This window comes from Vibrio sp. SCSIO 43153, from assembly GCF_023716625.1.
Taxonomy (GTDB): Bacteria; Pseudomonadota; Gammaproteobacteria; order Enterobacterales; family Vibrionaceae; genus Vibrio; species Vibrio rotiferianus.
Genome location: NZ_CP071855.1, coordinates 245,524 through 264,512, shown reverse-complemented (window position 1 = coordinate 264,512; position 18,989 = coordinate 245,524). Strand labels below are relative to the sequence as shown.

At 41.7% G+C, this 18,989-nt stretch carries 21 protein-coding genes; 8 read left to right on the top strand and 13 right to left on the bottom strand.

Going from position 1 to position 18,989, the window contains the following annotated elements:
- Positions 1 to 11: 11 nt before the first annotated feature.
- The 4 genes from hslV (at position 12) to rraA (ending at position 3,717) form a co-directional block, all read left to right on the top strand.
- Entirely contained in the window at positions 12 to 563 is a 552-nt protein-coding gene (hslV, locus tag J4N37_RS01210; protein WP_009698878.1) for an ATP-dependent protease subunit HslV, read from the top strand.
- A gap of 29 nt (positions 564 to 592) precedes the next feature.
- Positions 593 to 1,924 (top strand): ATP-dependent protease ATPase subunit HslU, encoded by a 1,332-nt coding sequence (hslU, locus tag J4N37_RS01205; RefSeq protein WP_010445268.1) that lies wholly within the window; start codon positions 593 to 595, stop codon positions 1,922 to 1,924.
- A 275-nt stretch (positions 1,925 to 2,199) separates the two neighbouring features.
- Complete coding sequence (locus tag J4N37_RS01200) at positions 2,200 to 3,117, top strand: 1,4-dihydroxy-2-naphthoate polyprenyltransferase (protein WP_010445265.1); 918 nt, start codon at positions 2,200 to 2,202, stop codon at positions 3,115 to 3,117.
- A 75-nt stretch (positions 3,118 to 3,192) separates the two neighbouring features.
- Positions 3,193 to 3,717 (top strand): ribonuclease E activity regulator RraA, encoded by a 525-nt coding sequence (gene rraA / locus J4N37_RS01195; RefSeq protein ID WP_010445263.1) that lies wholly within the window; start codon positions 3,193 to 3,195, stop codon positions 3,715 to 3,717.
- 63 nt (positions 3,718 to 3,780) lie between these two features.
- Here rraA and zapB read toward each other — a convergent pair whose 3' ends face one another.
- Positions 3,781 to 4,023, bottom strand: coding sequence for a cell division protein ZapB (gene zapB / locus J4N37_RS01190; protein ID WP_010445262.1), 243 nt, complete (start codon positions 4,021 to 4,023; stop codon positions 3,781 to 3,783).
- Positions 4,024 to 4,357: 334 nt separating this feature from the next.
- Between zapB and glpX the strand changes: the two genes are divergently transcribed.
- The 3 genes from glpX (at position 4,358) to J4N37_RS01175 (ending at position 6,787) form a co-directional block, all read left to right on the top strand.
- On the top strand, positions 4,358 to 5,365 hold the full coding sequence (gene glpX, locus J4N37_RS01185; protein ID WP_088881386.1) for a class II fructose-bisphosphatase: 1,008 nt from the start codon (positions 4,358 to 4,360) through the stop codon (positions 5,363 to 5,365).
- Positions 5,366 to 5,702: 337 nt separating this feature from the next.
- Positions 5,703 to 6,317, top strand: coding sequence for a helix-turn-helix transcriptional regulator (locus J4N37_RS01180; RefSeq protein ID WP_010445258.1), 615 nt, complete (start codon positions 5,703 to 5,705; stop codon positions 6,315 to 6,317).
- A 137-nt stretch (positions 6,318 to 6,454) separates the two neighbouring features.
- Complete coding sequence (locus J4N37_RS01175; protein WP_252041526.1) at positions 6,455 to 6,787, top strand: DUF3135 domain-containing protein; 333 nt, start codon at positions 6,455 to 6,457, stop codon at positions 6,785 to 6,787.
- A 32-nt stretch (positions 6,788 to 6,819) separates the two neighbouring features.
- Here J4N37_RS01175 and J4N37_RS01170 read toward each other — a convergent pair whose 3' ends face one another.
- Complete coding sequence (locus tag J4N37_RS01170) at positions 6,820 to 7,242, bottom strand: DUF805 domain-containing protein (RefSeq protein ID WP_252041525.1); 423 nt, start codon at positions 7,240 to 7,242, stop codon at positions 6,820 to 6,822.
- A gap of 63 nt (positions 7,243 to 7,305) precedes the next feature.
- Positions 7,306 to 7,653, bottom strand: coding sequence for a 5-carboxymethyl-2-hydroxymuconate Delta-isomerase (locus J4N37_RS01165; protein ID WP_005528522.1), 348 nt, complete (start codon positions 7,651 to 7,653; stop codon positions 7,306 to 7,308).
- A 271-nt stretch (positions 7,654 to 7,924) separates the two neighbouring features.
- Here J4N37_RS01165 and tpiA point away from each other — a divergent pair, with 271 nt between their 5' ends.
- A complete protein-coding gene (gene tpiA, locus J4N37_RS01160; protein ID WP_122018734.1) occupies positions 7,925 to 8,695 on the top strand; it encodes a triose-phosphate isomerase in 771 nt (256 codons plus the stop codon).
- Between the two features lie 116 nt (positions 8,696 to 8,811).
- Here tpiA and J4N37_RS01155 read toward each other — a convergent pair whose 3' ends face one another.
- The 10 genes from J4N37_RS01155 to wzx are packed head-to-tail and all read right to left on the bottom strand — an operon-like array spanning position 8,812 to position 18,989.
- Complete coding sequence (locus J4N37_RS01155; RefSeq protein WP_252041524.1) at positions 8,812 to 10,722, bottom strand: polysaccharide biosynthesis protein; 1,911 nt, start codon at positions 10,720 to 10,722, stop codon at positions 8,812 to 8,814.
- 52 nt (positions 10,723 to 10,774) lie between these two features.
- Positions 10,775 to 11,950 (bottom strand): DegT/DnrJ/EryC1/StrS family aminotransferase, encoded by a 1,176-nt coding sequence (locus J4N37_RS01150; protein ID WP_010445248.1) that lies wholly within the window; start codon positions 11,948 to 11,950, stop codon positions 10,775 to 10,777.
- 28 nt (positions 11,951 to 11,978) lie between these two features.
- Entirely contained in the window at positions 11,979 to 12,599 is a 621-nt protein-coding gene (locus J4N37_RS01145) for an acetyltransferase (RefSeq protein WP_010445246.1), read from the bottom strand.
- On the bottom strand, positions 12,592 to 13,188 hold the full coding sequence (locus tag J4N37_RS01140; RefSeq protein ID WP_252041523.1) for a sugar transferase: 597 nt from the start codon (positions 13,186 to 13,188) through the stop codon (positions 12,592 to 12,594). Before J4N37_RS01140 ends, J4N37_RS01145 begins: the two co-directional genes overlap by 8 nt.
- Positions 13,188 to 14,315: a glycosyltransferase family 4 protein gene (locus J4N37_RS01135; protein WP_252041522.1), complete on the bottom strand. Its 1,128-nt coding sequence runs from the start codon at positions 14,313 to 14,315 to the stop codon at positions 13,188 to 13,190. The genes J4N37_RS01140 and J4N37_RS01135 overlap by 1 nt, the downstream gene beginning before the upstream one ends.
- The gene (locus J4N37_RS01130) at positions 14,275 to 15,216 is read right to left on the bottom strand and encodes a glycosyltransferase family protein (RefSeq protein WP_252041521.1); all 942 of its coding nucleotides are present in this window, start codon (positions 15,214 to 15,216) and stop codon (positions 14,275 to 14,277) included. Before J4N37_RS01130 ends, J4N37_RS01135 begins: the two co-directional genes overlap by 41 nt.
- Before the next feature lie 8 nt (positions 15,217 to 15,224).
- Entirely contained in the window at positions 15,225 to 16,181 is a 957-nt protein-coding gene (locus J4N37_RS01125) for a glycosyltransferase family protein (RefSeq protein ID WP_252041520.1), read from the bottom strand.
- A complete protein-coding gene (locus tag J4N37_RS01120) occupies positions 16,178 to 16,948 on the bottom strand; it encodes a hypothetical protein (RefSeq protein ID WP_252041519.1) in 771 nt (256 codons plus the stop codon). The genes J4N37_RS01125 and J4N37_RS01120 overlap by 4 nt, the downstream gene beginning before the upstream one ends.
- Before the next feature lie 9 nt (positions 16,949 to 16,957).
- Positions 16,958 to 17,659: a methyltransferase domain-containing protein gene (locus J4N37_RS01115; protein ID WP_252041518.1), complete on the bottom strand. Its 702-nt coding sequence runs from the start codon at positions 17,657 to 17,659 to the stop codon at positions 16,958 to 16,960.
- Between the two features lie 7 nt (positions 17,660 to 17,666).
- A complete protein-coding gene (gene wzx / locus J4N37_RS01110) occupies positions 17,667 to 18,989 on the bottom strand; it encodes an O-unit flippase-like protein (RefSeq protein ID WP_252041517.1) in 1,323 nt (440 codons plus the stop codon).

Genomic DNA, 18,989 nt, shown 5'->3' with positions numbered 1-18,989 from the left:
AGAGGTCGACTGTGACTACTATTGTATCTGTACGTCGAAACAACAAAGTCGTCATCGCGGGTGATGGCCAAGTATCATTAGGCAATACGGTAATGAAAGGCAATGCACGTAAAGTCCGTCGCCTGTACAACAATCAAGTACTTGCAGGTTTTGCCGGTGGTACTGCCGATGCTTTCACTCTATTCGAGCGTTTTGAAAGTAAGTTGCAAATGCATCAAGGCCACCTAACTAAAGCAGCCGTTGAACTAGCTAAAGATTGGCGTAGCGACCGAGCACTTCGAAAACTAGAAGCGCTGCTGGCTGTAGCCGATGAAACCGCTTCACTGATCATCACAGGTAATGGTGATGTGGTTCAGCCAGAAAATGACTTGATCGCGATTGGCTCAGGTGGTGCATACGCACAAGCGGCAGCCACTGCACTATTAGAAAACACAGACCTAGATGCTCGCGAAATCGCAGAAAAAGCATTGAACATTGCAGGTGACATCTGTGTATTCACCAACCATCATCACACTGTAGAAGAACTAGAATCTACAGCAGAACTTCCTAAGCCTACGGCTTAAGCGTAATCGTAACGAAGTAAGGAAAAAATATGTCTGAAATGACTCCTCGCGAAATCGTTCATGAACTGAACCGCCACATCATTGGTCAAGACAAAGCAAAACGTTCGGTTGCGATTGCACTGCGTAACCGCTGGCGTCGCATGCAACTTGAAGAAAGCTTGCGTGTAGAAGTAACACCAAAAAACATCCTAATGATTGGTCCAACTGGTGTGGGTAAAACTGAGATTGCTCGTCGTCTTGCAAAACTGGCTAACGCGCCGTTTATCAAAGTAGAAGCGACCAAGTTCACCGAAGTTGGCTACGTGGGTAAAGAAGTGGAAACCATTATCCGCGACCTAACGGATGTTGCCGTAAAGATGACCCACCAGCAAGCAATGGAAAAAGTTAAGTTCCGTGCAGAGGAGCTGGCTGAAGAGCGTATTCTTGACGCCCTACTGCCACCAGCTCGTGATGCTTGGGGTCAAGCTGAACAAACTGAAGACAGCTCAAACACTCGTCAAATTTTCCGTAAAAAACTACGTGAAGGTAAGTTAGACGATAAAGAAATCGAAATCGACGTAGCTGCGCCACAAATGGGTGTGGAAATCATGGCTCCTCCTGGCATGGAAGAGATGACCAACCAACTGCAGGGTATGTTCCAAAACCTAGCTGGTGACACCAAGAAAAAGCGTAAGCTGAAAATCAAAGACGCAATGAAAGCGTTGGCGGAAGAAGAAGCGGCGAAACTGGTAAACCAAGAAGAACTGAAAGAATCTGCGATCTTCAACGTAGAGAACAACGGCATCGTATTTATCGACGAAATCGACAAGATTTGTAAACGCGGTGAGAGCTCTGGCCCTGACGTATCTCGTGAAGGTGTTCAACGTGATCTACTACCTTTAATCGAAGGTAGCACAGTATCAACCAAGCACGGTATGGTGAAAACAGATCATATCTTGTTTGTAGCTTCAGGTGCATTCCAAGTGGCAAAACCGTCTGATTTGATCCCAGAGCTACAAGGTCGTCTACCTATTCGTGTTGAGCTTGAAGCGCTAACTAGCAACGATTTCAAACGCATCCTAACTGAACCGAAAGCGTCTCTAACTGAGCAATACATTGCGCTAATGAAGACAGAAGACGTGGACGTAGAGTTTACTGAAGATGGCATCACGCAAATCGCAGAAGCAGCATGGACAGTAAACGAAACTACTGAGAACATCGGTGCTCGTCGTCTACACACCGTAATGGAACGCCTGATGGATGAGATTTCTTACGATGCGACTGAAAAAGCCGGTGAGAAATTCGTCATCAACGCGGCATACGTGAAAGACCGCCTAGGCGATACAATTGAAGATGAAGATCTAAGTCGCTTCATTCTTTAACTAGCACTATAGAGCTCAAAGCCCAGAACCTTGTTTCTGGGCTTTTTCTTTCTGAATGACAGTTACTTTAGCGAGCTCAAGCGAGACTAAGGATCTAATAACAACATTCGCCGTCCCCTTCTCTTTATTAAAAAGCGCCATTTTATTCCCTCAAATATGGAAACTGTGTTCCTTCTCCGTAACCCTTTGACTCTTAATTGAGTTGCGTCAGGTCAATAGCGTAACGGACGCTTTGTGCTTATACTGGGCACATTGGTTACTAGCACGAAATATCCATGAAACAATCTTTACAGATCTGGCTTGAAGCCGCTCGTCCAAAAACATTACCACTGGCACTGGTATCGATCCTTACTGGGAGCGTACTCGCGTATTCTGCGGGGCACTTTTCTCTGACGATCGCTATCATGGCATTTGTCACTGCCACGCTACTGCAAATTTTGTCTAACCTAGCGAACGATTATGGTGATGCTGTGCAAGGCACAGATAACGACAATCGCTTAGGTCCTCAGCGCGCGATGCAATCTGGTGCAGTAACCGCAGACCAAATGAAGAAAGCGATCATCTTCAACATCATCCTCACCGCTATCGCTGGCTTAACTTTGGTGTTTTATGCCCTAAGCTCTTTTGAAAGTATCCTTACTTTTATCGGGTTAGGTATTCTTGCCATCCTAGCGGCAATTGCTTACACCATGGGCAGCAAGCCATACGGCTATGTTGGCTTGGGGGATCTCTCAGTATTCTTATTCTTTGGTTTACTGGGGGTCTCGGGGACGTACTTCCTTCACACTGGTCATGTGGATGCCACACTTTTCCTACCAGCGTTAGGTTGTGGCCTGCTAGCGGTTGCGGTACTGAACATCAACAACATGCGCGATATTGAAAACGACAGTGAATGCGGCAAACGCACCATGGCGGTTCGACTTGGCCAACGTAAAGCGAAGCAATACCACTTTATTTTGCTTGGCTCTGCCCTCGTAGCTTTTGCAAGCTATTTACTGATTCAAGGCAAGCCAGTTTGGATCAGCCTGCCATTCCTTGTCAGTGTGTATGTAGTCGCGCAGCACGGTAGAGCAGTATGGCAAACGCAGCAACCAGCACAAATTGCACCGATGATGCCCGTTGTCGTCAAATGCTCTCTGGTAACTAACGTTTTGTTTGCAACAATTGTGGTAGCTCAAACTCTCGTGAGTTAAAAAAGGAATGTCATTGCATTGACTTAATGCCTCTATATACTCAAAGACAACAGTTTCTGTTTAGAAAGGCACGCTATGGAATACAATACCTCAGCACTCTGTGATATCTATCTTGATCAGGTAGATGTGGTTGAACCGATGTTCAGTAACTTTGGTGGTCGCGCATCCTTCGCAGGACAAGTGACAACGATTAAGTGTTTTGAAGACAACACTCTGATCCGCGAAACGTTAGAGCAAGATGGTATCGGGCGAGTATTGTTGATTGATGGTGGCGGCTCTCTACGCAGAGCATTAATCGATGCAGAAATCGCAACACTAGCCGAAGAGAATGAATGGGAAGGGATTGTCGTTTACGGGTGTGTCCGCGAAGTGGATGAACTTGAAGACATGAATCTAGGCATTCAAGCATTAGCCTCTATTCCTGTTGGTGCAGCTAACCAAGGTATCGGTGAGATTGACGTACCAGTGAACTTTGGCGGAGTAAGCTTCCTACCAGAAGATTACATCTACGCAGACAGCACCGGCATTATTCTTTCACCAGAGCCGCTCAACATTGATCTTGAACTAGATGCGGATGACGAAGAACAAGAGTTAAGTTAGCCAGCCTCAAATACACAAACACCCGCACATGGCGGGTGTTTTTGAATCTGGATGCAGAGTGGATTATTCCACTTCGTCCATCTTGCCAAGTAGTGCACGAATGCGCTCTTGCCATTGTGCGTGCTCTTGTTGAGCCTGCTGAGATTTTTGCTCAAGTTCTTCACGTTGTGAACGAAGCTCAGTCGCTTCAGTTTCAAGCTTTGCTTTGTCTTCTTTCAGCTCTTCAACTTCCATTTGAAGAAGAGTGATTGTGTCAACTGCAGTTTGAATTTTCGCTTCTAGTTTTTCTAGTACTTCAAAAGACATCTGGGCCTACCTTGATTATTCGGTTGGGATGAATCGTCATCGTTCATCTAATATAGCTTCATTCTACTCAGCGTAGCGTTCAGAAACACTTACTATATTCGATCTTTCGCATCATTCGGTTAAAAAATCAGCGCAATCTCACTAAACCTTGACTTTTCTTATCTACGAAGCATTTTTGCTCCTCTTTTTTGCCCATGATGAGCGCTAAAAGTCACTCTACATTGATCAAATTCAACTTAGATAGAGTTAAAGCTCAGCAAAAAGGCAAACGTTTACTTTGTGGTGTGATAGAATCGCCGCGCAAATTCTTCTTCCCCTGTTACTTGGAGACATCATGAAACGCGATTTAGCAATGGCATTTTCCCGTGTTACTGAAGGTGCAGCACTAGCTGGTTACAAATGGCTAGGCCGTGGCGACAAAAATGCAGCCGACGGTGCGGCTGTTGAGGTAATGCGCACCCTACTGAATAAAACAGACATCAGCGGTGAAATCGTTATTGGTGAAGGTGAGATCGATGATGCACCAATGCTCTACATCGGCGAACAAGTTGGTTGTGGTGGCGATGAAGTGGATATCGCAGTAGACCCAATCGAAGGCACTCGCATGACTGCGATGGGCCAATCGAACGCACTTGCTGTATTAGCTGCGGGCGAGAAAGGCAGCTTCTTGAAAGCGCCTGACATGTACATGGAGAAACTAGTTGTAGGCCCTGGCGCAAAAGGCGTTATCGACCTTGGCAAACCACTAAAAGAAAACCTAGAAAACGTTGCTAAAGCACTGAACAAGTCTCTTGATACACTTGTTGTCATTACTCTTGCTAAACCTCGTCACGATGACGTGATCGCAGAGATGCAAGCAATGGGTGTTCGCGTATTCGCAGTGCCAGATGGTGATGTAGCCGCTTCTATCTTAACGTGTATGCCAGACAGCGAAGTAGACGTAATGTACTGCATCGGTGGTGCACCAGAAGGCGTAGTATCAGCTGCGGTTATCCGCGCGCTAGACGGTGACATGCACGGTCGCCTTCTTCCTCGCCACGAAGTAAAAGGTGATACGGAAGAAAACCGCATCTACGGCGCAGCAGAGCTTCAGCGCTGTGAAGAAATGGGTGTTAAAGCCAATGTCATTCTAAAAATGGAAGACATGGCGCGCAGCGACAACGTTGTGTTCTCAGCAACAGGCATCACTAAGGGTGACCTACTAGAAGGCATCTCTCGCCAAGGCAACATCGCAACGACAGAAACTCTATTGATCCGCGGCCGCTGTCGCACTATCCGCCGTATCAAATCTACGCACTACCTAGAGCGTAAAGATCCGGAAGTGCGAGATATTATTCTTTAAGCATTGTTCGAGGCTCCCACTCACTCTGAGTTGGAGCCTTTCTTTCCTTGTAAGTCATTCGAGCTTCTTTTTTAATCGTGAGACTATTTCATTCTAGCGAGCCTCAACGAGACTAAGAATCTAGCTCCAGCAAGCTCTTAACCTTTATTCCTCATCCAAAACCCCAGAATCAACGGATAATAGATTCTGAATCACTTTCGTTCCTCGTTGTTCAAAATGACGATATATATTTGTTCGCATGAACATGGGCCCGACAAATCCCCACTCAAATTAAGTCAACACTTTTCTTTACTAACCCTATCGCGCATAATATGTACGGATGTATAAAGGTGGGTATATGAAGACCGTAGATAGGATTTTGCAAATCGTTAAGCGTGACGGGTCTGTCACAGCAAAACAACTCTCTTCTGAGCTGGGTATGACGACCATGGGTGCGCGTCAGCATCTGCAAGGCTTGGAAGATGACGGGATCCTGTCCACGTATGATATGAAAGTGAAAGTTGGTCGCCCAACTCGCCATTGGTCTTTGACACAAAAAGGTCACGAGCAATTTGCTGACCGACATGGCGAGCTCACCATTCAGTTTATCGAAGCGGTTGAACACATTTTTGGCAAAGACGGCCTCGACAAAGTGACCTCAGAACGAGAAAAACTTACCCAGCAGAACTATCAACAGCACATCGAACAATGTGATTCACTAGAAAGCAAGCTTAGAACACTAGTGTCTCTTCGTGAACAAGAAGGGTATATGGCAGAGCTTGAACAAGATGAACACGGCTTTATTCTTATAGAAAACCATTGTCCTATCTGCAAAGCAGCCACTCGTTGCCCGAGTTTGTGCTCATCTGAACTCAATGTCTTTCAATCTCTATTGGGTGACAATACCACCATAGAACGAACTGAACACATCATCAGTGGTCAACGACGTTGTGTATATCGCATCTACCAGTAAATGAGCTCAATTCACCTCAACTACAACCTGTCTTAAAACTGAGACTATCTAAACGTTCCCATTAACAACAGCCAGAACTGAATTACGCTTACTTTACTATCATTAAAAATGTTCCAGATGGAATTGGAAGTAAAGTTATGCCAAATACAGTTAAGACTCAGCACTTACCGCCCTTCGACGAAATGGTGAGAATGGCGGAGAAAGATCCAGAAGCGTTTGAACAATTTCGTCATGATATGGCAAAAGAAATGATCGACTCTGCGTCGAATCAGATGCAAGACCGACTATGGGCTCAGCAAAGCCATATTGATCGTGTGATTGATAATTGTAAGAACCCCAATCATACCAACGTCGTTCTGATGAACGAGCTCCAGAAGCAAATGGTGAAGTTTAGAGAGGCACTAGAGGGAGATGTTGAGCCATCGCAAAAGGCAGATGTGGTTCCCTTCCATCGCGGTGATTTTTATTAAAAAGGAGCGCATCAACGCTCCTTTTTCATGGCCTATAATGGCTCAGGTCCGTATTTGTTCTGACCAACGGTACCTTTCAAGAAACCACACTCGACAAGAATCCACAAACCACAAATCAGAGAAATAGAAGCGATCATCATTTGCGGTGTCGATGGGTCTTGTGCAGCAGGGTTCGTCATCGGCGTTGCAACTCGACCAATGATCAATGGGATGTTTAACGCCAACCAGTAAATCGACTTATTACGGTCATGCCAACGCTTAGTGGTGATCGCCAAATCTGGGATAAGAAGAATTAGTAGGAAGATAGGCAGAAGAATATAAGAAAACGCAGGGAATAACTTACTGATGCCTGCACCGAAGCCCAAGATCATGATGTAGTAGATGATATTCCACACCCAGTAAGTTTTACGGCCTATACGGCCTTGGAAAGAAAACAGTAGCTCTTTAATCGACATCGAAACACTCAACATATTGAAAGTGCGACAACTCCTTGGCCGCACTAAGTAAATCTAGTGTGTCTAATTTACCACCTTCTGGAAGCAATCAATATCCATATCTCGAACATTCACGGTCAAACTGCGTACGTGGCTCGCTTGTTCTTGTAGCACCACCATCAGCGCTCTTGATAATTCTCGCTTCTGTTCTGGGCTTCTTCCCGTTAGTAAATCAAAGTTGATGTGAATAAAGTCCACACTATCGCCCTCTTCCCCGACCAGCCAGTTATGGCAACGAAGTGCACGAGACTTAACGGACGCCAGCTCAAACAAACCACTGTCTAAAGTCACTTTGTGTAAGTCTTCTAATAGGCCTTGAACATTCACACGCTCATCAACGGAGTTAGAATATTCTAAAACTAAGTTTGGCATTTTGATTCCTTTCTTATTACGGCTAACTTTTAGCCCGTAGTAATACCAATCTAAGGCGCATTTTCCGAGGAATGAACTATCATTCTGTCTACGCGATCACCAATCGATTGCTTTTGACAAAAATAACAGAACAAATGCAGCACCGACCAGATGAAGAAAGCCGAATAAGACATGACGCCAATCATGATCTGTTCACATTATTCTGTTATATTCCTACGTAGATTTTTTACATTAATAGACTATTTACATTAAAGATAAGGGAGATATTCCTATGCGTCGTCCTGTAGTGATGGGTAACTGGAAACTAAACGGTAGCAAAGCAATGGTAACTGAGCTACTAACAGGTATTAACGCTGAGCTTGAAGGCGTTGAAGGTGTAGACGTAGCAGTAGCTCCACCAGCTCTTTACATCGATCTAGCTGAGCGCGTAATCGCTGAAGGCGGTAACAAAGTTATCCTAGGTGCACAAAACACTGACCTAAACAACAGCGGTGCTTTCACTGGCGACATGTCTCCAGAAATGCTGAAAGACTTCGGTGCTTCTCACATCATCATCGGTCACTCAGAGCGTCGTGAATACCACAACGAATCTGACGAGTTCATCGCTAAGAAATTCAACTTCCTAAAAGAAAACGGTCTAACGCCTGTTTTCTGTATCGGTGAATCTGAAGCTCAAAACGAAGCTGGCGAAACTGAAGCAGTATGTGCACGTCAAATCAACGCAGTTATCGACACTTACGGTGTTGAAGCTCTAAACGGCGCAATCATCGCTTACGAACCAATCTGGGCTATCGGTACAGGTAAAGCAGCAACAGCTGAAGATGCACAACGCATCCACGCTTCTATCCGCGCACTAATCGCAGCGAAAGACGAAGCAGTTGCAGCACAAGTAATCATCCAATACGGCGGTTCTGTTAAGCCAGAAAACGCAGAAGCTTACTTCTCACAACCAGACATCGACGGTGCTCTAGTTGGTGGCGCTTCTCTAGACGCTAAGAGCTTCGCAGCAATCGCTAAAGCAGCGGCAGCAGCTAAAGCTTAATTGTTCCGATAAGATATAAAAAACCGACGCCATCTGCGTCGGTTTTTTTTATGTTCAAATTACAATGTAATTCATATGTAAAATTGAGTTGGAGCTATAGTCTTGTGATCTTGATACTAGCTAACTAGGCGAGTTCTTGCTATCCATGCAACATCAGACAAACTATCAGAGGGAGCAAAACCTGTCGGGGCCATCAACAGGGTATCCCAAACCTCTTTTAAATCCCCACGCTCACAGGAGAGAACAAGCTTCTCTAATATCTCGTCAAATTCATTGACCGTTATCGACACCTCACTAGCGGACATAATTCTTGAGTGTGCTGTAGGTTTCACATTGTCCCCTATCAGCAGTTCCTCATAGAGCTTTTCACCAGGCCTCAAGCCAGTATATAAAATTTCAATATCACCTTCTGGATTATCTCGACTTCGAACATCTCTACCACTCAAGTGAATCAAATTTTCCGCAAGCTGGCTGATTTTTACGGGATGCCCCATATCAAGAACGAAAACATCTCCCCCCTCTCCCATAGATCCAGCTTGTATAACTAACTGAGCAGCTTCGGGAATTGTCATAAAATAGCGGGTAATATCCGGGTGAGTTACCGTAACAGGCCCTCCATTTTCTATCTGCTTTTTAAATAGTGGGATGACTGACCCAGATGAACCAAGAACATTGCCAAATCGAACCATACAAAATCGAGTACATTGTTCCGCTTTTGATGCTGCTTGTTGAGATAAAGCTTGTAGACCCAGCTCTGCAAGCCGTTTTGTTGTCCCCATTACATTAGTGGGACGAACAGCTTTATCCGTAGAAATCAAAACAAACGAGTCTACACCGCACTGTATCGCTGCCAATGCTGTTTGATAGGTTCCGTGAACGTTATTCAGAATCCCTTCGGCTACATTGTACTCAACTAAAGGGACATGTTTGTACGCTGCAGCATGGTAAACCGTATTAACATTAAATGATTTGAACACCTCCACCAATCGACTATATGTTTGAACATTTCCGAGAATTGGCACCAATTCAATACCATGTTTTATGGCTTCCGGGCGGAGTTCCTGTTCTATGTTATATAGGGCAAACTCAGAACGTTCGAATAAAACTAACCGACTCGGAGATTGTTGGACGATTTGACGACACAACTCAGAACCGATAGATCCTCCCGCCCCAGTTACCAAAACCGTTAGCCCTGCAATATTCGCACGTAAAAGCTCTTGATTGGGAACCACTGGGTCACGCCCTAGTAGATCATCAACAGAGACCTCTTTTAACTGGTCGATGGCAAAAGAGCCATTTAACAGATCATCTAAGTTAGGAATAGTAAGAACTTCACATTGCTGCTCAGCTAAATACTCAATTATCTCTCTTCTTTCTGAGCGTGTTGCAGATGGTATTGCTAAAAGAACCTTTCGAACTCCGTACTTACCTTGTAGACACGAGAGTTGGTTACGTGGATAAACAGTCAGCCCTTGTACAATACTTTTATGCAGAGTGCGATTATCATCCATCAAAGCCACAGCTTTGTATTCACTACCTTGTTTAATTAAATTAACTAACTGCCTTCCAGCTGCACCAGCCCCATAAACAATAACCTTTTCTCGGCCACTCACATTTGTTCGCCCAATATAGCTGCGCATCACCATTCGAGATCCACCAGACAGCGCTATCAGGTAAGTTAAGTAGATAATCGGAACGGATCGAGGCAAAAACGCTTGAAAATAATAAGCGAGTAAAACCAAAGTAAGGGCTGAAATGGTTGAGGAAACACTGACAACTATAACCGCATTCGCGCTCATATAGCGAAGAATGGCTCGATATAGTCCACTGCGAATAAATACAACTACAGTAAATAAAATTAAGCCAGCTAAAACGTACCAATGCTCTTTTGTTGGCGAGAAATCTCTCACCTCACTCATTCGTGTATAAAAAGCCGCCCAATAAGCAACGAATATAAAAGTACTGTCAGCAGCAACACTGATCAACCTTTTCGTCGGGCGAGAAAAATTTAATAGTCGATTTATCATGAGTTAGTTATTTTCAAAGCAAAACCAATAGAATATATGCGTTATAAGTCGCTTATTTTTGTGCTTTCATAAGTACTTCTTTTAACACTGCAACCGTTGTATCTAACTCTGCTTCATTTAAAGTAGGATGAACTAAAAACATCAAGCTGGTCTCGCCAAGCTCTTTTGCATTTTCCAAGCGCTTATTAGGTCGCCAAGAGGTTCCGTCAAACGCTTTCTCTAAATAAACTTCCGAACAACTCCCTTGATATACTGGCACTCCTTTACTATTCATTTCGTTAACTATACGGTCTCGGCTCCAACCTTTGGCCAAGTTTTGAGGTTGAACAAAAAGATAATGTTTGTATTCCGCATGAATCATGTAGCTAGGCACATTCACGACACGCACAACGTTAAATAAACTTGCTACATCATCAATTCGTTTGGCGTTACTCTGTCGTCGCTCGCTCCAGTCTGGCATCCTCGTCAGCTGAATACGCCCAATCACGGCTTGAATCTCAGTCATTCTCCAGTTCGTGCCGAAGCTCTCGTGCAGCCAACGAAAGCCAGCAGGGTGCTCTCGGTTATAAACGGCATCGTAACTTTTGCCGTGATCTTTATACGCCCACATTTTGGACCACAGGCTCTTATCATTCGTCGTCACCATGCCACCTTCACCGCCAGTCGTCATGATCTTATCCTGACAAAAAGACCATGCACCGACATGGCCAATTGAACCGACACTTCGACCTTTATACTTTGCACCGTGTGCTTGGGCACAGTCTTCAATGACATAGAAACCATGTTGCTCTGACAGTGCCATAATCGCATCCATCTCAGCTGGCATTCCCGCCAAGTGGACTACAATTACAGCTTTCGTTTTGTCGGTTAAAACTGCACTAATCGACTCTGCTGTTATTGCTTGGCTATTAACGTCAACATCAGCAAAAACAGGAGACGCACCACTCGTAACAATCGATGACGCTGTCGCTAAAAAAGTACGCGGAGTTGTAATGACCTCATCTCCGACACCAATATCTAACGCCTTTAATGCTAAATCGAGAGCAAGAGTGCCATTTGCCAATGCAACTGCATATTGGCAGTCTGCCCATAGAGCAAACTCCTTTTCAAATTGACGGCATTCATCACCCGTCCAGTAATTGACTTTGTTGGAGAGCAAGGTTGAACTGACAGCATCAGCTTCTTCTTGTGAGAATGAAGGCCATGGAGAAAAAGACGTATTTAACACTGAAACACCTAGATTTTATGTAATGATATTAAAGGAGTGGTTTAGCTGGATTTCCTACGACCGTCTCGAAGTCAGTGATATCTGAAACAACCACCGACCCGGCGCCGACAACAACACCTCGCCCAACAGCAATAAGTTGTTTGACCTTGCATCCAATGCCTAACCATGAGCCCTCGCCGACTTGAACCCCACCAGCAAGGTTCACGCCAGGTGAAACATGAACACCGTTAGCAAGAATACAGTCATGATCCACGGTTGCTCCTGTGTTAATTATGTTCGCATCTCCAATATAAGAGAAAGCATTCACAACACTATTCGCCATTACCACCGTACCAATACCTATTTTTGCATAACGACTAATCACAGCAGAAGGGTGTATTAAGGTAACAAGTGTCGCACCCATCGCCACCAAATGATTCTGTTTAATCAATCTCACTTCGTTATTTCCGATAGCCACAACAACCGCATCAAATTTTGATACATCCTTCAATAAATCTTCAGTAGTACCAACAACGTTCCAATGTTCTAGTTGATTCAACACAGGAAAACGATCATCGAAAAAAACGATGTTCTCATAACCATTTAACTCAGCAACTTCCGCAACAACTTTGCCATGCCCACTTGCACCGAGAATCGCAATCTTAGTCATCATGGTTTCCTCTGAATGGCTCGACAGTGACATGTCCTTCAGCGGAAATTCCATCCTTAACCAGCACTTTCTTCACTGTTAGGAAAAGTACTTTCAAATCAAGCCACAGAGATTTGTTATCCACATACCAAACATCAAGTTTGAACTTCTCACTCCAGCTGATCGCATTTCTTCCGTTGATTTGAGCCCACCCAGTAATACCAGGACGAACCTCATGCCGGCGAGCTTGTTCAGTATTATACAAGGGCAAATAATCCATCAGCAGTGGCCTCGGACCAACTAAGCTCATATCCCCTTTTAACACATTCCACAACTCTGGCAGTTCATCCAAGCTCGAATTTCTTAACTTAAGCCCAAAGTCTGTTATTCGCTCAGCGTCTGGTAGTGGATTACCTTCTTCATCAAAAGCATCTCGCATACTCCGAAACTTGAACATTCGAAATGGCTTCCCATTCAGACCAGGCCGAGTCTGGGAAAAAATAGCCGGGGTGCCTAGGTTCTTGCGCACCTTTATAAAGAGCAAAATAATTATTGGTGAGAGCAAAATTAAAGCTACTGACGATGCAATTAGATCGAATAACCTTTTCATCACCTTATCGCCTCATTCATGTAAACACCTTTCACTTGATCAATAACCTTAGATTCTTCGAAGCGGGTGCAAATCAGATCTTGTCCGACTTTGCCCATAGTTTCTCTAAGAGACTCATTATCCACAAGCTCTTGGATAGCGACTTGCCACCCCTCAACATCATTAAGCTCAACAAGAATGCCTGCCCCACTCTGTAGTAAGTCACTGTTTCCTCTTATATTCGATGCGATTACAGGCTTTCCAACGCTCATCGCCTCCATAACACATCGAGGTAAACCTTCTTGTTTTGAACTTAGCACCAATACATCAGAAGCCGATAAAAGACGTTTTACATCCGTTCTATATCCCAAGAACAAAATATGCTCATTCAGCTTCAATTGACGACTGAGTTGCTCCAGCTCGGTCAACAAAGGACCACTTCCGACGACCACATACTTTACATTGCCGAGCGCCTCAGTCTTTTTCATCTTAGCCAATGCTTCAAACATGACACTATGGTGTTTTCTTGGTATCAACTCAGCAACATGAAGCAGCATTACTTCTCCATCCTGAATACCAAGTTCATCTCGTAAAACCTTTCGGTCTTCAACAGAGAAAGTAAAGTATTCCATGTCAACGCCGATGCCATCAATTTTACTGACTTTGGAGGCGATGTGCTTTTCGGTAGCGAAACGGTAGTCTTCCTCATTTATCACAAATAAATGATCGGTTAGTAAACCAGCACATTTTTCTGCCAAATAATAAATTGCATTCTTCCAAAAAGGATTTCCTTTCACATAGTGAAAGCCATGAGCCGTATAGAAAAGCTTCGTGTTACCGACCCCTATCGATGCAATGCGCGTTAAGAATGATGCTATTGGTGTATGGACATGCACAACGTCATAGCGCTCTCGCTTTAAAAGGTCCCGAATCTCAATCAATGACTGAATTAACGCGCGAACTTTGAAAGGGTTTCTGCAAAAACCAATTTCATAGTATTTGTCATGAGCATTTTGTACATCAGGAAACTGCTCGATTCCCTCTGCAGCCGCATCGACTTGCCAACCAAGATCGCGAAATTCTCTCGCGAAGGGCAATAAAAATGCGTTAATCGTGGTTGCTACAGTGGCAACTTGAAGTACTTTCATAACGTTCGATAAGTTCCTTAATGATTTTGTAGAAACCGCATTCATCAAGAATAGAGTCCCACGTGAATCGCTTAGCTTGTTCCCCATTCAAAATAAATCTACCAAGCTCAACGTTATTTAATTCAATAGCAGAATCAAGATCGAGAAAATCGTATCCGGTTGACATTGAATGCTCGCGAATCCACTGATAGTTGTTCGATATAACTGGAATCCCTGCGACCAAATACTCGATAACTTTTGTCGCGGTTTGCCTATTTAATGGATATTCATCAGGAACGATGTTCAAACCAAAACGGGACCTAGACAAGCAATCATAAACCACCTCTCGACTACAAACCCCTAAATAGTGCACATCATGCTTAGCAAATAGCTCTTGATCCTTTTCACTGGCGTTACCACCAACAACAAGTTGGTATCCTTTACTTGCTAGATGAAGTATCGCGTCCGAAACCCCTTCTCGGTTACTTATCGAACCAAAGTAGCAAATATCATAATCTTTTTTATCTGATAACTTTCTAATATCTAAAAGAGAGGACTCCGCTCCCATATCTCTATAAAAAGTAGGGATCCCAGAAGAGAAGAAGTAAGTACTTTCCACATAAGAATTGAGAAACGAAAGGTAGTCAGGTTTTGCACTAAAAAACGATTTTACTATATTTTTTAAAGAAACAAATCGCCCGGTGCTTATCGTATGATACTCATGAACTTCAAGAGAGTCGTTTGCAACTCTTTGTGTAAGGAAACCTCCGAAGCGATAGTAAACTTTACACTGTATTTTTTTTGCCTGTTTCAAATCATCTGCGATACAGGTAGTGATACCTTTTTTATTAAGGTACGCTCTATACGCATAAATTTCAGGCAAAAATGCTCGGCCTGTTTTAACAAAACACACATCTATCATTGTATTACTTAGCTCTTATCAACAACTTCGTTGATTCTCCTAGCTACCTCTTCTAAATTATGCCGTTTTAATATTTCGACATTAGGAAATGTTTTTCCACTCGTTGTAGAAAAATCAAGTGAAGAAAGATCGAGGTTCTCAAGACTTAACTTGCCTGGATAATATTTGAAGTTTCTATAATATTTTAATATTTGATAGCTACAAGCCTTATTACACCAAGCAATAATATTCATATTAGCTTGCATGGCTTCAATCAACACGAGCGGATAACCTTCATAATTACTAGAAAACAGATAGTTCTCAGATAGAGATGTCCAATCAGAATGCGAATAAAAGAAATCAATATTTGCAGTTTCTATCGCTAACCTATCTCTCTCATTAGGTTGGTCATAAGAAGCGATGGCAACTTTCTTGCCACTTTTAGCTAGTTTAGCAAGAACATCAAGTACTTCAGGCCATTTTTTTTGATAGCTCAACCCGCCAGACCACACTAAGTCATAATTATGGTTACTACCCTTTGCCATCCCTTCACACTGCGAAACACCGTTGAGTAATGGGTTATATATTACAATCGAATCACCTTTAATAAATTTCTTTCTATTTTTTTTGCTATAATCATCCAAGCATATCGTTTTTACATTCAATACCTTTGTTATATATAATCTGAAAAAAAAGTAGAATCTTCTAAGCTGAGTTTTAACTTCATGTTTTAGCATTTGCGACATGACGAAATGCTCGACATTAAAAACTTTAACATTATGATTAAACAATCTAAAAATAAGGCAATACTTAAAAGCCAATGCAATATTATGAAAAAATACGACTTCTATTTTTTGATGGAAAGCTAGTTTTACTACTTCAGATAGTGATGGGCTCACTAATAACTTTGCATTTAACTCATCTGCGTAAAATCTTGCAACGCGAAATGCGCCACCTTTATCAGTATGACTAATAACTAACTTCATTGATTTTCCTTATTGCGAGAAAACAAATCAGAGTAACTTACTCTTTTCAAGCAATTCAATTTACCTCCGACACCAGCATTATAAATATTAACCCCATTTTCTAATAAAATTTCTCTTGCTACTTCGAAAGACTTTTCATTACTAGAACATGGGTCGATAGACCAAACTTTTATATTTTCTGTTTCTTTCTGACTATCTTTGTACCAATGATTATTAGAATTTTTATTGAAATCATTATCTATACCAATGAAGTAAACTTCTTTAAAGCCTAGCCAAACAATAATTTGAAGCATGTATAAGACAATTGTATAGCTATGCGCACAAGGGTGTAGATCCGGCTCTAGTTGAAAAAAACCTTCATCCATAGAGAAACCTTTGGCCATACCTGTATAGGCGGAAAAGTAAGATGTACAAGCATTGTTTGATTTATAGTCTAGATCTCTAAAAATAAACATATTTTCATAGAAATCGTTCGGAACATGGTGCATATATTCTTTTAAAGCAGAGTGATCTGAACAACCATAGAAATTAACACTATTTAATCCAAGCTCTCTAAGTAAGTAGCCTTTGTTTACACATGCTGTGTATTCATCATTTAAATGGCTTAGATCCATCTCTTTTATTGATGGACCGCCACCAATAATAAAACAACGTTGACCTTCATATTGATTCTTTTTCACTTTAATCGTATCAAATTTAGGTTTTTCTATTCTCTTCCCAAACAAAAACCTATAGATGTCAATGAGCTTACTTTTAATGGCATTCATATGCTATATCTACTTTCTTACGAATTTAATTATCAAGTCACCATTATTATTAAATAGCATTTTTTTTGCTATAGAATGGAAAAGACCCAGTAGTTTATGCTTTTCGCCCACTTTAATCTTTGGCTCTTCTCGATCAAACCATATACCCTCATGCTTCAATCCAAGAGCATCCCCCAATTTCAATAATGTAACTGGTGAGAAAGTATAAAAGTGATCATTGCTGATAACTTCTTTTTTTCTGAAAAAGTAATTTAATACTGAATAGTAATTATATGCATTTGGTACCGCGATTATTATTTCTTTAAATTTAAACTTGCTAATTATTCGCTCTAAGAATGAGTATACATTTGGTATGTGTTCAATCACATGAGAAAGGACTAACACATCATACTCGCGTTGAACTATTTCACTACTCTCGTCGAAATTGAACACATCCAAATAATGAACATTGAATCCTTCTTCTTTAAGGATATCAATACCATCATGATTGATATCAACTCCAACAAGTGATTTTGCTGTTTTTCTGATGTTGTACAATTGATGAAGACCTGACTCTATGAAATCTTGGTAGCTTTTTACATCTATCATATCCACACAGCCAATAGTTAATACATCTTTTCCTCTTACCAGATCAGGAATACTTCTTTGTCTCTTTTCCAATACACCAACATTACGTAAGTCAAAAACTGTAAGTTCACCTAGTTTACTCATGATAACCTTAATTATTTGAAAATGATTTTATTGCCTTATAAGGCCAATACCAATTATTAAATGATAATTGGACAATAAATTGAGATAGGATCAAGCCTAAAACTCCTAATGACGTTAGCTTAATTGTAGCTAAACTAAATAGCACAACAAACAAACCTGAAATGAGTATGGGAATCGGACTCGGTGGGGAGTTTCTTGAAGTAAGGTATGTTGCACACATCGAATGGTTTAAATCTAACTGACTTACAACCAATATAAAAATCAACAAGGGAAGTTCCAACAATCTTGTTTCTGAACCAATAACCCCAAGAAAATAATCACCAAGTACTAGAAGAAGAAATGCCGAAATGAAGTATATTAGATGGACGATATAAATTGACCTAAAAAAAAGCCTCTTAATTTCATCAATTTTCCTTTGTACTTGTAATGAACTTAGTCGAGGAATATTAATATAAAAAAACATGCCACTTACTGAAGATATAATACCTATTACTTGCAAAGAAAGACCATATCCTGCAACGACTTTAAGTCCAAAAAAAGAAGAAACCAAAATTGTATTCGCTTTTGATATAAAGAAAGACCCAATACTCACTAGACCTAATTTTTTAGCAGACTTGAAAATAATAAGCCTATAATCTCTCGTTACATCTGTATTTTCAAATTCCACATAACTTTCACTGTTTTTATAATAGTAAGCTAAGATCAATCTCGAACAAAAACTTGATACAAAAAAGGCGATTCCCATCGATAACAGTCCATATCCAAGATATAGAAGTGGCGCACATGTGACGAGCATCAATAATTTGGAAATTGTTACTGATAAATAAACCTTACTCTGTTCTCCTCTTCCAGATAATATTCCGCCAATATAAGAAAAATATAAATTCAAGACAGTAGATAAGGAAAATAGAACCCAAGCAAGAAGATTATTTCCTTGAAATGAATCAAACTTTAATAGATATAATGTTCCTAATGTAAAGAGTAGAATAAAACCTAAAGAAGAAACAATCTTATATATATACTTTATTGATTGAACTACATCTATTAATAGTGAATTATTTACTTCTCCACTCCGCTCGGGAACTTTATCAAGAACAATATCTGATGCACCTGAATAGATATATGCAATAGTCCTAACAATGGTGGGCTGCAATCCAAACTCTAATAATTGAGCCATCCCTCCAAAAGCTAAAAACAGATACCAAAGTCCCATGTCATCAGAGCTCAAAAAACTCACTAACAATGGGATAACTAAGATTCCACTACCAATGTTTAAAAGCTGAGATAAATACCCTAACGCAACTTCTTTTTTACTAGGCTCTTTAATCAT